This window comes from Photobacterium sanguinicancri (assembly GCF_002265265.1).
Classification (GTDB): Bacteria; Pseudomonadota; Gammaproteobacteria; order Enterobacterales; family Vibrionaceae; genus Photobacterium; species Photobacterium sanguinicancri.
Genome location: NZ_NOIF01000133.1, coordinates 1 through 14,480, shown reverse-complemented (window position 1 = coordinate 14,480; position 14,480 = coordinate 1). Strand labels below are relative to the sequence as shown.

At 38.5% G+C, this 14,480-nt stretch carries 11 protein-coding genes and 1 pseudogene; 5 read left to right on the top strand and 7 right to left on the bottom strand.

Annotation, left to right across the window (positions count from 1 at the left end; genetic code table 11):
* The 4 genes and pseudogenes from ASV53_RS25535 to ASV53_RS17200 all read left to right on the top strand — a co-directional run.
* Positions 1-1,408 (top strand): annotated as a pseudogene (locus ASV53_RS25535) (hypothetical protein); the annotation flags it as partial.
* Entirely contained in the window at positions 1,393-3,786 is a 2,394-nt protein-coding gene (locus ASV53_RS17210; RefSeq protein WP_094957994.1) for a hypothetical protein, read from the top strand. The pseudogene ASV53_RS25535 and the gene ASV53_RS17210, both read left to right, overlap by 16 nt.
* Before the next feature lie 9 nt (positions 3,787-3,795).
* On the top strand, positions 3,796-4,317 hold the full coding sequence (locus ASV53_RS17205; RefSeq protein ID WP_094957993.1) for a hypothetical protein: 522 nt from the start codon (positions 3,796-3,798) through the stop codon (positions 4,315-4,317).
* A 1-nt stretch (position 4,318) separates the two neighbouring features.
* Positions 4,319-5,716: a tyrosine-type recombinase/integrase gene (locus ASV53_RS17200; RefSeq protein ID WP_094957992.1), complete on the top strand. Its 1,398-nt coding sequence runs from the start codon at positions 4,319-4,321 to the stop codon at positions 5,714-5,716.
* Between the two features lie 387 nt (positions 5,717-6,103).
* Here ASV53_RS17200 and ASV53_RS17195 read toward each other — a convergent pair whose 3' ends face one another.
* The 7 genes from ASV53_RS17195 to ASV53_RS17165 all read right to left on the bottom strand — a co-directional run bounded on the left by ASV53_RS17195 (position 6,104) and on the right by ASV53_RS17165 (position 13,741).
* The gene (locus ASV53_RS17195) at positions 6,104-7,360 is read right to left on the bottom strand and encodes a hypothetical protein (RefSeq protein WP_094957991.1); all 1,257 of its coding nucleotides are present in this window, start codon (positions 7,358-7,360) and stop codon (positions 6,104-6,106) included.
* A 145-nt stretch (positions 7,361-7,505) separates the two neighbouring features.
* Positions 7,506-7,874 (bottom strand): hypothetical protein, encoded by a 369-nt coding sequence (locus tag ASV53_RS17190; RefSeq protein WP_094957990.1) that lies wholly within the window; start codon positions 7,872-7,874, stop codon positions 7,506-7,508.
* On the bottom strand, positions 7,871-8,941 hold the full coding sequence (locus ASV53_RS17185) for a hypothetical protein (protein ID WP_094957989.1): 1,071 nt from the start codon (positions 8,939-8,941) through the stop codon (positions 7,871-7,873). Before ASV53_RS17185 ends, ASV53_RS17190 begins: the two co-directional genes overlap by 4 nt.
* Positions 8,941-9,657, bottom strand: a complete 717-nt coding sequence (locus ASV53_RS17180) for an MvdC/MvdD family ATP grasp protein (protein ID WP_141226267.1) — start codon at positions 9,655-9,657, stop codon at positions 8,941-8,943. The genes ASV53_RS17185 and ASV53_RS17180 overlap by 1 nt, the downstream gene beginning before the upstream one ends.
* Before the next feature lie 1,774 nt (positions 9,658-11,431).
* On the bottom strand, positions 11,432-11,653 hold the full coding sequence (locus tag ASV53_RS17175) for a hypothetical protein (RefSeq protein ID WP_094957987.1): 222 nt from the start codon (positions 11,651-11,653) through the stop codon (positions 11,432-11,434).
* Positions 11,654-11,775: 122 nt separating this feature from the next.
* On the bottom strand, positions 11,776-13,182 hold the full coding sequence (locus tag ASV53_RS17170; protein ID WP_094957986.1) for a DEAD/DEAH box helicase: 1,407 nt from the start codon (positions 13,180-13,182) through the stop codon (positions 11,776-11,778).
* A gap of 4 nt (positions 13,183-13,186) precedes the next feature.
* A complete protein-coding gene (locus ASV53_RS17165; protein ID WP_205049208.1) occupies positions 13,187-13,741 on the bottom strand; it encodes a VspR family transcription factor in 555 nt (184 codons plus the stop codon).
* Positions 13,742-13,888: 147 nt separating this feature from the next.
* Here ASV53_RS17165 and ASV53_RS17160 point away from each other — a divergent pair, with 147 nt between their 5' ends.
* The gene (locus ASV53_RS17160; protein ID WP_094957984.1) at positions 13,889-14,095 is read left to right on the top strand and encodes a helix-turn-helix domain-containing protein; all 207 of its coding nucleotides are present in this window, start codon (positions 13,889-13,891) and stop codon (positions 14,093-14,095) included.
* Positions 14,096-14,480: the final 385 nt, after the last annotated feature.

Genomic DNA, 14,480 nt, shown 5'->3' with positions numbered 1-14,480 from the left:
AATTAGAGATGAAGAAGCACTAAATATAATTCATCAGCGTCTAAATCGAGATATTGAACACATTAAAACTGTAAGTAAAAAGATGTTTGAAGGTATCGAGTATCGCTTAAATCGCAACGAAAAATTCAAAGTAACAGGTGCAATAAAGCCTCACCCTTGTAATGTTACAATAAAAAACAACATTCCAATGGGAATCGACCATTTAGACAACACTGTTGCCACGTTTTATCACTATGGTTTTGGCGTTGGTAGCAGAGCTTCGACTTATTTAGGATTTGATGGTCAAGCTGATACTTTAATACGAGAGTTGAATCTTCCTACAGCTAAAACCATAAATATTTTCGCATCACTTTTAGTTTTAGAGCACCCCAAAATCACTCCAAGTTGGTTTCAAGAGTGGGAGTTATTTGATAAAAATGGAAACCAGATTGGATTAAAGCAAACAGGGAATCAATGGATAGCCGTAAGTTTTAAAAACCGAAAAGGGGCAACCACAGCACAACAAGAGATTATCTTAACAGATTATACTAAATCCATCGTTGATACGCTCATTGAACACACTCAATTTGCAAGGGAAGCATTAAAGGAAAAAGGTGGAAGTGATTGGCGCTATGTCATGCTGGTCGCCAACCTTAAAGGTGTAAATCGTTCAAAGAATATAGGTAAGTTATTATCTGAATCAGAGAATTTTAATAAAACATTTGAGGTGAATTCTTATAACGATAATAAACAGCTTATTTTAAGCAAGTCTAAAGCAAAGGAGTTAGCAGAAATTGTTACACTTCGAAATATTCGCAAAGCGAGAGCACTACAAATATATCTCGAAACTCACTCTCTTAAAGCGGTAGCTGAAGCATTGGGACATAAAGTGTTACGTTTGGAACTCATGGAGAGCTATTTACCTAAACCTCTAATGGATTACTTTAATAAACGGTGGATTCGCCAATTCCAAAATGCCATTATTTTTGAAGCACTAAAAGATTCACCTTACTTGTTTGATGCGTTAGATTTTGATGAAAGCACGCTCGATGAATTTCTAAAAAATCATCGTCTAGGTGACCTACCAGAGAACCTTGAACGCGCAATATCTAGTATTTACAGTAAAGAAAATCAAAAAGACATCAATAATAGCAATGAACTAGTATTTACGTTAACTACGCCTTTATTTCAAGTTCTAATAGCGATTCAATCCGTTATTGATAATGCCACCGAAGATGACTTATTTAAACCTATTATAGAAAAATGGTACCAATCTTCGGTGTTCATTTTAAGTCACTTTACATTAACTGATAAAGGTAAAAAATACAGAAGGCCGCCTGAAGAGACTATTCCACTTTACGAACTAGCACTCAGTAACCCTTTAGATTTAGACAAATTTAAGGAAAATGTTTTATGTCGGTCAAATTAATTGAAAGTATCGTAAATGAATCTAGAACACTATCAGAACTCACTAAAGATGAGTTATGGTCACTACATGATGCATCCGTTGCCAATGGTGATTTTAGAGCATTAAAAGTGGCAACAAATAGCGTAACGGGGATCTACGACTATAAAGAAACAAACCCGTATTGGTTGCTTAATGACTTTTCAGCATCCACTTGGTACATAGAAATCAAAGATAATGGGAATACTTACCCACGAACAATAGATTGGAGCTCAGTAACCTTAAGTGATAATTTAAAACTGACCGCCTCACGACATCGCCCGCTTCTTAATGCCTTTAAATACTGGATTACTGCCGCAGATAACCCTCGGGAGAATAGCGGTAAATTCAAAAAAGGTGTCTCGGTCAATATAAGCATTCTAAACATCATTGCACTTATTAATGCCATACTGATTCATGGAGATAGCATCCAACTTACAAAGCAACATTTAGCAGGTCTATCTGACGATTTTCTCATGGCATTAATGGTTAAGCTCGGTGAAAATGGCACACTAAATGGTCTTTATGATTATACAAATAAAGTTCGTGAACTCTTACTTGAAAAAATCTCTTTTATCAGTGAGGATGAAGCTGAGGCATTTGCGAAAGAGCATCCATTTATCACTCGCTCATTGCTTCCTGAAGAGCAAACTCTAGACATTTCTGTTGCAGAAAGGGTAAAAGCATGTTGCTGGCTGAACAACATCGGTTATTATCAAGCTAAAGTTAATAGTAAGCGGGAAGGAAAATTCCTACGAAAAAAAAAGAAAGGAAATGCAGCTGTACTTCATAAATACATATACAGCAATTTAATTATTCCAGTTGATAGCAAGGGAATTTCGACTTTTGATGAACTAAAGCTTATTGATATGGATAATGTAAAAGAATTTAAAGCTATCCCCTGCCGAGTGGCATCAAATAATATGTCAGAAACCTTAGTTAGAGACAACATTAGTGCACTCAAGCTATTGAATGCTGTACATGGAAGAGATGGTGCAAGCCAATTTCCTCCCGATACAATGAAGTCTATAATATTATCTCGAATCAAAGAGCATGTGAAACTTAAAAAGAACGGAAGATTTGCAACGCTACCACCAAAATTGGTTTTTAATTTAATCAAGAATTGCTATGAGTTCACTCATGAATACCAAGATCCCATTCTTAATTCAGTATTATCCGTGCTTACTGAAGGGGTAGCTAAAAGTACCCAAAGATACTCTAATAACAATTACTTTCAGCACAATAGCCCAAATCATAATCCCACAGTCCCTTCTACTGAACGTGGTTTATGGGAGAGTACAGATGCTTTAACCTCAATTGACTATAAGCTGAAAAAGATAGGGGTTGATAGATTATCTATTCCTTACAGTGAAGAAGGTGTATTTGAAAAAAGACGCAATAATAAAAGTCTTTTTGATCTTTATAATGTGTTAATTGGCTCAATTCAAACGCTCACAGGCATTATCATGGCAAAGCGGGTTGATGAACTTATAAGCCTAAAAAGCTATGGGAACTTGCACCCGAATATTGATCCTTCAAGCAAAGAAGGGAAAAAAGCTGATTATGAGTTAATTGCCAATTTGAAGAAATCAGGTAACGGAGGAAAGCATGGAAAGAACGTAATAATTAAACGCCCAATATCTCGCTCATTTGCTCTAATTATATGGAAGTTAGAGAAGTTTAATCAAGCTGCTATGAAAAATGGATTAAATAAAGAAAAGTTATCTTTATTTAATAATCTCAACACCCAAAAACTTAACCTAGAGAAGGTTAATATGCGCTCATATAATATTCATTTAAATACAGTTTGTGATTACTTTGAAACACCTTTAGTGACATTTGAGGATGGTGAACAACGTCGCTACTACATTAGACAACACCAACTTCGTCGATTCTTTGCAATGGTATTTTTTTGGTCAAAGCGCTTTGATGGCATGGATACTCTGCGTTGGATGCTTGGTCACACAGACGTAGAACACCTGTACCGCTACATCACTGAAAGTGAAACTGGTGCGATATTAAATGGCGTAAAAGCCTCTTACATCGTTGATGCTATACAGAAAAATACGCTTGATAACATACAAGAGTTGGCTGATGCACTAGCAGAGCGTTATGGTATTGATAGCTCAAACATTTCACTCTCAACCGTGACCGATGTTAGCTGCGATTACGAAGACACTAGTGACTACAAAACAACACCGCATATCGCGCAATTAAAGAAACAAGAAAAACTGGAATCTCAAATCCTAGAGCTTTTAGAGGACGAGGTTATCTCCTTAGAGCCTGAGTTCTTCACCATCGAGAAAAATGGTCACAAAATCAATGACTTCACACTAACGCTTCAAGTGAAAGAATTAGATTAAGGTTGAACAATGAAAATATTAGAAGTAAACCAAAAAAAAGTTACGGAAACCAAGTCATTGTTACTTGAAATCATTAAAGATCCTTCAAGCTTCAGGGGCATTGAAGCTCTAACACCTGCACTGAGATCGCAAGGTGGATTAGCCAAATTCAGTAATAGTAAAAGAGATATTGTCTCTTGCTCGTTAAACACGCTCAAAAGCGCCTCTGAGTTATTATTAGACAGAGGCTTTATAGAATTGGACGAACTGCGAATTAACGCTAAGAATGCGATTGAGGCAGTTGTAGTTGGCAATAAGGCAACAAAGTCAACTAAAACAGGGCTGAGACATAAAGTCGATGAGATAGAGTCAAAATTAAGCACAATGCAAAAGAGCAATTTCTTATTAACAACCATAATTAGTGAATTGCGTAGTGAGCTTAAGAAAATGGCTCATTCAGACGATAGCTCGCAGCAAAGAAATGCTACATATCAATCACTTAACCGCAAAATTGAAGCCAAATTAAGTTATGTGAACCATGGTGAGGTGTAAAATGCCTGTCATACTTTTAAAAGAGTTCGAGCGTTGGGATTTTTACTCTCCGCTCAATCAGAAGTTACAAATGGTTGATGCCTCTGACACTCCTTTCATTACATACGATAATAACGAGCCTTGTTTTGAGGCGAATATGTATATGCATAAGCAATTGAAGGCGGTAAAGTCTCGACGAGTTAAGGGGGGAACATTGAGAACTTACGCAACACAGGTTCATCATTTAGTGCGATTTTGCTACCAAAACAAAATGCCTTTTAGCCAACTTACTGACTCTACTTTCACACTTTTTGTCCAGGGCCTACAGGCTGAGCGTGATAAGTGTGGTGAGCTTGTTCGTAGCAATAACCATGTCATTCAGATAGCACATAGATGCCTCGACTTTTTAAGTTTTGTACAGGATTATCATGATCTTGATAACTTCATTGGCAAGGGTAAAGAGAATGCCATACGAGTTACAATAAAAAAATATAAAATCTCAATCGAAGGTTCTAGCCAAAAAAAAGAGGTTGAGGTTGTTAGCCATACCTGTGTACCAACAAAGGATGCTGTTAATCGTAAATTTCCTGTGAGCGAAGATAGCGCTCTCAAGGTATGGGAACATGTTCGCACTCAAGAAAACCGTGAAAAACGACTTCGTGATATAGCACTGTATCAGTGCTTGGAACAACTTGGGGGGCGCGTAACTGAAATCCACTTAATCACAATGAAAGATATTGATAACGCTATAAAATCAGGTAAAAACCCGCATTTAACCCTAACAACATTAAAGCGACGTGATGATGATATAACTCGAAGTATCCCTGTGACCTCAGCACTACTGGCTGACATTAAACAATATATAAATAAAGTACGTAAAAAAATCATTAAACGTACGATAGGCAAAGCTAACGACCATGGTTACTTGTTTGTATCGTTAACCACAGGACAGCCCCTTCAAAGTGCTACACTAACAAGGTATATGAATACATGGAAAAATGAATTAGGTATCGAGGGAGAGCTGCATCCCCATCTATATAGGCATGCCTTCATTACAAACAAGCTGAAAGAAATCATTTTACAGCACAAGGAAATCACTTCAGCAGATAAATTTCGTGAGCACTTACTGCATACTGAGCATTTTAAGATGCAGTTACAACAATGGACAGGACATACAAAACATCACTCACTCGACACCTACATTAACTTAGTCTTTAGTGATTTGAACGGATATAGTGAAGCATATAACGCAGTTCAGTTAAATGATTCCGTAAAAATTGTAAAGCGGCAAGTTCAGCGTATTAGGCAACAATTAAAGGATAAGGAAGTAACTATGACTGAGGGACTACTTCTCATAGATCTAACACTATCTGCATTTGAGCACGATATTGCGCAATCCCTGAATATAATTTCAAAGTAAAACCTACCAGTTCTCAACGAACTATTTGTTATATATCGTTCATATTCAATCTTACATGTCAACTAATCAGTCATGGCTGAACTGTCCAATGTGCCCTGCAGGTATCGTAACTAACAACTGGACAGATTCGTCTCAGCTGTAATCGTTGTCTCAGCTGTAATCGTTGTCTCAGCTGTAATCGTTGTCTCAGCTGTAATCATCTCAGCTGTAATCATGCTGACACACCTCTGGACAATTGTGAGTTAAAGATCTTACTAATTTAGTAAAACATACATTAGCAAATGTATGGTAAAGCTACCTAGCTCTGGAATAGTATGTGGGTATGAGTCATTGCCATTTGAGTGACCAAATTCACTGTGCGCTACATAGTCCATTTTCATAACTTGATTAAATACATTCTGGATAGGCAATCGTCATAGCTTCTTCAAAGCCTTCTTTGCGGAATTCTATTTCTTTATCCAAATCAGGAAGCACGACTGTTATAAAGTCTTTGTTCGTACCGTTACCTGAAGCTAACACTTCAATGATTTGACTAGTAGCTCCAAACACTAGACTATTATCAGTCGCTAAGGCTTGTACCTTAATTTTACCGTGCTCATAGCCGTCGTAGATGTACACGTCATAAAGCGAACCTACTTCTAGGCTCTCTTTTCTAAAGGTAATAGAAAGCATCGGGGACTTGCTCGGACATCTAAACGTTAACATTACTAACTCCCCTTTACCTTCGTTTACGAATGATTCAGTAGAGATAGCAAGCAAATCGTCCTTCTCGCCTTCATAAACGATCCGTTTACCGCCGTCGTAAATTGTCTGCCACGGTTTGTAGAAGTATTTGTTGTAGCCGAGAGCTTGGTTACGTTTATTCCAATCTACTTCCATTGTGTACAAAAATGGTTTGTTGGATTGGTCTTCATTAATTGAGCTGGCATCAGCTAAGTAAGGTAGTGTAATAACCTTGTTCGGGTGGCCGTGGAAGTCACCAGAATTTTCTTTATTATTGAACTGTGTCAACACTGATTGAATCAGATCTTTATTGTTAGCAACACGCTTATCTTTTTGTCTGCTAAAGCTTTGACTGATTGCTGAACCTGCCCAAAGTAGTTCACGATCACGATCACGATAGCTGAATGCATCATGATTTTTATAAATCGCGATACCAGCAGTCGTGATAATATGACTCGATGAAGCATTTTTAATGTCGAATGTGTTAATTTTTGTGCCAATAGAGTTCGAGTGAACATTTAGCGAATCTGTTCCAGTCGTGGAAGTGATACGTGAATTGCTAGTCCTAAAGTCTAAACCATAGTTAGCTGCTGCTGTGTAACCTTCATCGTGAATGATCACTTTAAAGTTGCAGTTGAAACCTATAATGTAATCAGTATTCTGTTGGTTGTAAACGCGCTTGAAACCCAATTTGGTCAAGTCGCTGATGATGTATTCCGCACACTCAGCTGATGGATTATATGTCTGGTTCTGAATATCTTGTTCATCATTGTAGCTGTTGATTGCTAAAACGTAAGTACCAGCAGGGATACTGGTTTCTTTGAAGTTGGAACTCACGTCGATATCAGATGTAAGCTGCTTAGGCGTGACTTGACAGCCAGCTAATAATGCGATGAATGACGGTACAATTAGTTTCTTCATATAGAGCCTTAATTGCCTGATTTGCACCAGACATATTTACTTTATAGCATATCATAAATTTAAAGTGAGATTATGTGAGAGATTTAAAACTAAGGGACTTTCCCTTTACTGAAAATGTGTCAGGTCGATCCCAAGTTACTACATCTTAATGAGCCAGAACAATCTCGTCAGGGTCTAAACCTTCAATTGACTCGGTCATAACAGTCGTATCAAGGTAGATCGAGTCATTGTCGCTGGTTTCAACAATCCTAGTCTCGTATGTTGTATCTAAATGCATGCAATCTTGATCTGTTGGCTCTAAAGTCTTTGTTATTGTCGTTTCATCTAAACAAAGAATACTGTCGCTATCTGTCGGCTCGGTTACGTTCGTTTGAATTGTCCAATCACAATGAATCTCATCATTATCGTGACTCTCTATTGTGAAAGTTTTGGTTGTTGTATCGATTTCACGCAGAGTCGCAGATACAGGGGAAATCTCGATTGTCTCACTATAGTTCATAATGTAAGGTTTCATTTTTCTTCCTTTACAGTGGCTATGAGTAACTTGGTGTCAAATAATTCATCACTTAACTCGATTAACGAGCTTTGTTTAGAGAGGTTTAGTGCAGTAATCGTAAAGTTAGCGGAAGCGTTACCCGAAGAGTTTGATGAAGAATAAACAAAAACAATTGTGTTGTCGGGAGTAACAGCTTTAGATAAGTTTAACAACTCTTGAGGTGAGAAGTTGCCCTCTTTATCTATCAATATGAATTCATCATTAGTTGCTTTTCTAGCGTCGAATGGAACTTGCTGCATAAAAGGTTGTAAGACCGTGGAAAAGAGTATTAATGAACTCAAAAAAATACTTCTAATGAAATACTTTTCAATATTTTTCACTAAGGTTGCAGCTTCCCACTGCTCATCTTGTGAAGTTAGCCAGTCGATATAAATACCTTTAGCTAACTGCTTCCAGTCAGGCGTACCCTTGAATGAACCAAATCTACTTTTAAAGGCACCTTTTACTTGTAGGTATCTGCGTAACAGAACCAACACGTTGATTAGAGAAATACTTGAGAGGCCAAAGGCAAGCCACATCAATACACTGAAATGTGAAAAACCCAACTTCAGTATTGATTGAAATAAAAAAGCGAACAACCCTGTGTATACCAAGGCAATTGCGATATAACTATTAACCTTGTTGTTTAGAGTGTTAATACTGTTTTGGCACTCTGCACTCTTATGCTTTAAGAACTCAATTCTTAATTTGCTTTTTAAACTACCAGTGTCATCTTCAAGGTCTAAAAAATCAGCTTCAAGTTGGTTTAGTTCTTCTTGTTGGCGAGGTGACTTTATATCCGAAATTCGTAAAATTGATAACAACTTAAAGCGCTTTTTAACGTTACCTTGATGGATATAAGTAAATAAGTAGATATGTTTGTCACCCCAAGGTAACGAGAGGAGGGACAAACGAAGTCCTACTAAGGAATCTACTGAGTCAAACCCGTTGTCCCGTGATGCATGGAATAAAGGCAAATGGTTTAGTAACCTACAAACAAGTAAGCCGAATTTATACAAGAAAGAGGGGCGATTTTGTTCTTCCACTATGGCTCCATTTTCGTGCTACCTGTTGTCAAGTAGTCAATAATTGATTCCGATATATTGAGTCCAGTCTCAAACTCTAGCCATGCCCATTGACCATTAGCATTCATCTCCAAGAAATACCAAATGTCATTTTTCACAATGAAGTCAAAACACCCAAACCTCATACCACAGAGTTCCATAAAGGCAAAGCAATTGCGCTCAATACCTTCTGGGATCGAGCAGGTTTCATAGACAACTTTATTGTTTGGTTTTCGCCAATCTATATTGTTTTGTGAGTGAATTTTAACAGGGAAAACTCGTTCACCTACAATAGTTAATCGCACTTCGAAATCTTTCTGGATATAACTTTGTAGATAAACGGGTGAGTACTCAAAGTTACGGGCTGCAAATGACGGATCTATTAAGTTTGTTTGTACGAACTCTTTACTAGAATCTCTCGTGATTTCACCTATAGCAACAGGCTTGATAATGCCTTTCTGATCAGAAAAGTGCTTTAGTAAAGTTACATCATTTGTAATTGCGAATTCAGGTAGGTTGAACCCTACTTCAGTAGCTAGAGAAGCCTGAAACACCTTATTATTCGCTCGGCGCATGGTAGAAGGTTTTGTGAGTACTGTTCCTTTAAAACTCTCTATGATTCCTTCAACCAAGGAATAGGTTTCCCTATGGATATACGGGTGATAATGGCTCTCAAAGATGCCATCTAACGTTTCCATTGATGGTTTTCGAAAATAAATGGACAAGCATGATTCGGAGTCTATTTCACTACTTGTACCTTTAATTTTGAAACCTTTCGGGGAACAGGTGATACGGTACTCTGAGAATCTGTCTAGGTCTAAACGGAAAAATTTAAGCTGAGTGAACTTTGTAACAAGGTAGTCACAGGTTTTGTCATAACTGCTTGTTACTACGAGTATTGGTCTACTATTCAACTTGATTTATCTTAACTTCAATCACAATTAACTAGTGTACATGATTGCATAGCTACTTTCTATGAGGCGAGAGCTCATCTCTCTTGATTCAACTAGCATTTGTGAGAGATTCGACAATGTAGACAACCCTTGGGGCATCAACGTTCTATTACTCTAGTTTTGACGTGCTGCCGACCATCAGTTTGAGCATCCCCACATGAGCAGCTATGCTCTGCGTACTATCTTACAAAAAGTCACAACATTAGATTCTGTAAGGGAAAAGAAGGAGCATTGACGAATGTAGTCCAGCGGTTCTAAACCGTTTCGGTCGGATAGACGACACTTGTTATCCACCTGCCGCTAAGGCAGATTTTGCAATGCACATTTGAAGCTTCAATACTTACTACCAACGATATTCTTGTTAAAGAATGGCGATTGATAGCGGTAAGGAGAGGCACTAACTTCAAGTAAAGTCATCATTTGCGTTTGTCCTTTAATAAAGTTCCTCAAATCATCTTGCAACGGGAGACCAGCTGTAAGTGGGCTCACTTTCGTGCCAGACACGAGTCTGTATCTGCATCATTACAATGCAGTATTGGCTTTCTCCAGCATCCTCTACCTCCACCACTATCGGCTTTCTTCACAGACAGCTTTCCCGTAGGGAGCGATACAGGCTTACCGTGTTCCGTATGTCGCGTAATGTCAGTTTAGATGCCCACTCTAGTGCGGAGAGCTTAACGACCACGAAAGAACAATGCCCAACTTCTTTCCTACCCTCGTTGCCTTTTGGCCACAGCGTATTAACCACTTCCGCTGCTTCTCGTATAACGCACCTTGCATGGATTCACATACGTTCATCATACTGACTCCCTAGCACTAACCCGACTTGTGGTTGTCAGGAGGAACGTCCTCTCGCGATTCTTTTCCCGCCCAGTAATGTACTGGACTTCGTTACATTGTCTAGCTCGCTTCTTTATTCAGAGCCATAGGGTCATCTGGTGATACAGATGGTTCACTCTTATCGTGGTGAACAACGCTTCATACGACTTCACGTCGCACGGGCAGTTTCGAGTTAGCAAGAGCTGCTAATTTACCCACTTTCGCTCCCGGTTTTCTAATCTCTTCCAAATAGCTCCATATTCCATTTCAGTAAGTCTATCAGGTCAGCTATGTTGATGGCGCAAACATAGAGTGGAGGCTAAGTTTAAAAAACTGCATTTTATCGACATTGGTGGAGAACTTAATGCGTGTAAGCATTGCGCTTAGCAAACTTAATCCCAACATAACAGTGGACTAAGAGGCGGTTTTCGACATAACAGTGGACTAAGAAGCGATTTTCAACATAACACTAGACTAAGGGTTTGCCGATGCAAGGCTTGCTTGGCTCAGGGATTTATCAAGTTAATAATTGTATTTACGAACATGACATTCGATGAACGTGATGTCCAAGGTTAGCTATGTTGATACTGTCATTGAAGTCCCAAGGTGGATGCTTTAATGAGCACATGATAGACCAATTGTTAACTTGAAAGAGCACTATCCACTATCGCGGCATTATTAAGACAAATAATGAATGTAGCTATTTGATACTGACTTGTAGTGAAAACTTACCTTGTATTGCACAAGTTACCAGCACGATTCCTATGGCATTTAGAAAGCTAAACTCTGGCAAACCTGGGTGAACACTAGATAACAAACTGTTCCATGCAAAAATGAGAATTATGGCGTTAATCAAAATATTAATGGTCATGACAACGATGCTCATCACCCCCTTGGCTACTAATGCCTCTTTCAATTTCATACTTTGCCTTTTATGTGTAGAGTGGCGATAAAGACTACTCTACTAGTCATTTTTCAAATGAGTGCAGCTATCGAAATTTTCGAAAATGATATGACTCTCAAGGTTTCTATTACGATGTAGAGCTAAAAAGGTGAATCGAATGTTGCGATAACCCTTTCCCTGAAAACACCAAGAAGTTCAAACGTTCGGTTTACCGTTTCCTCTAAAGATATAATGCCTTCATCTACTTCATATTGTTGAATCATTGTGGGATCTTGTGGCGATTCTTCGTAAGTAAGGTCAACTAACCCTGTGACTGTTGTTAAGGAAGCTTTTTTCTCCGGCACTTTAGGGGGCTCTTCAGCGCATTCACTTTCTTTAATAATTACTGGCATATCCGGTAAGTCGTAACTTATTCGATTTGCAAACGTTGTTAATTGATATTCAGCGAAAGTAAACAACCAGGCTTCTTGATTTGGAGCATCGCTCACTCGCAGAATACGGCCCAAGACTTGTCTAAAATACAGTTCGGTTTTGACTCGACTAAGATGGCAACATACCTGAAGTCTTGGAATATCAGTTCCTTCGCTGACCATACCAACACTTACGATCCACTCTGTTTCACTATGGCGAAATTCATCAATAACCATATTGGGTGAATCCTCCTGATAAGTCGCAATCACTGCAGACTGGTGAAACTCATTACGAAGAATGTAAAGAATTTCTAAAGCGTGCTTCACGGACGAGGCTACAACCAACCCTCCAGAAGTAGGATTTTGTCGACGAATATCCTTAAGCTTCTTGCACCCAAGTGACAAGATGTGGCGGATCGCTTTGTCATTGGTAAGAAGTGATTGATAAGTAACAGCTGACTCTTTTAACAGTTCAATAATACTTCCGAAAGTATCGATTTGATTACCTTCATCTGTCACCAAAATCTTTTCGTTATCAAGTAGAACTATCTTGGGTCTGCGACAAACATTGTCCGAAACAGCCTCTTTCAAACCATAGATATAATCACATCTAATTTTGTTATCTGGTTCACTATACTCTGACAGTACAATCGGTGCTTTATCTGAACGCCAGGGAGTACCAGTTAACGAAAGGGTATAAGTCGCCAAAGACTTTATGTTAAGAAGAATCTCTTCACCCCATACATTCGCATTTTCTAATGTTGTGCCTGCACAATGATGAATTTCATCAAAAATAACAAAAACACGATTATTTCTGAGGAGTTGCCAGAAATCATCTTTAAAAAATAGCATATTCTGATAGGTATATGAGCACCCTGCCGCACCGATCACTCCATCAAATCGTTGATTAAATCGGCGAGTAAAAGTGGTCTGAATACTCTCAGAAATGGAAACTGATGGCGAAAAGCATAATATAAAATCGATTTTATCTTCTTCATACAATCTGGCTGCAACTTCAGCAGCCATTATAGTTTTACCAGCTCCAGGTGTTGCGAGACATAAAAAATTCTTGCTGACACCACGGTAGTGGCTAAGTGCTAGCTCAAGACACTCAACTTGCCAATTTCTTAACTTCATCTAGTTACGACTTCTGGTAATGGGACTTAACGGTTTTGATGGCTTTGATCTGGCCAAGTAGCTTTGAACTGCGTTCACGGGCTTGATGATATTGCATCTCCAAGTGACTCTTCATCTCAGGTAAGGCTTCATACAAACGCATATACTCTTCTGATTCTCCAATGCTGGCGAGTAAGTCCACTTGGTACTGTTTAAGCATTTTTTCAAGTTGCTGAATAACGTTTTGTGGTTTCTCCGCAACACCTTGTTTTATAGAGTCAGGCATTGATAGAGCTTGTTCAGGTTGTGTTATTTTCACCCGAGGTTGGAGCTTGGCTTCGTAAAACAATGCCGTTTTCGTGTAAGTTGGTTTTCTAGGTCTCTCTGCCTCATTTTTTTCCAGCAAACCCAGTTTCAGCAATCGTAAAATCTGCCGATAAACAACTTTACGAGCATCTACCATGCTGATTGTTGTCTCTTTGCAGGAAAGGTAAATATCTCTTAGCTGCAAAACCGTAAAGTTATCAAACTGTTCATCCATCAAGATGTTATAGATATGCTCATTAATTGCTACAGACACATTTGACATCACGTTTACCAAAACAAGATCAGCTTAAAAGGCTAGCATTAGACAAAAATCAAACCAACGCCACAAATGCGGATTATAATCCGTGGTTTTGCATCGCGCAACTACGGATAGTTCTCGTCTGAAATAGAGAGACGAGAAATGAAAGACTTAGCTATTCAGTTCGGCGTAAAAATGAGAGAAAGACGTAAGGTATTGAAGATCTCACAAGATAAACTTGCCTTACTTACAGACATTGATCGAAGCTACGTAGGACGTATAGAGCGTGGAGAAGTCAATGTGACCCTAGAAAAGGTATATCAAATTGCAGAGGTTCTGGAATGTGATGCCAAGGATCTATTACCCTAGGCTCTATTCGTTAGTTCGACTTTTTAGGCCTTACTGTGTTTAGGGAGCAAGAATTTGACGAGAGATTTCTTCACATAAAGAAAATATGGCAAAAGTAATAAGTAATTGCGAGTCGCCAAACGAGACGGAACACAGCACAAAGTATTTAACAGGATAAGTGAATTGAGTTTTAAGGTACTTTCGAGTTAGCAAGAACGGCTAACTCGATGTGGGCCATAATCGCGTCAGATGAAGAGGCACCTAATCAACAGGTGCCTTTTTACTCTATAGTTCAGAAACCAATTTCTGGTTGTCAGAATCGATTTCTATTTCGTTAAAGTTTTCAAGATTAGCAGTAATATTGTCTATAAAGAAATCTTGCTTATCTTTACCATATCCTTTATAG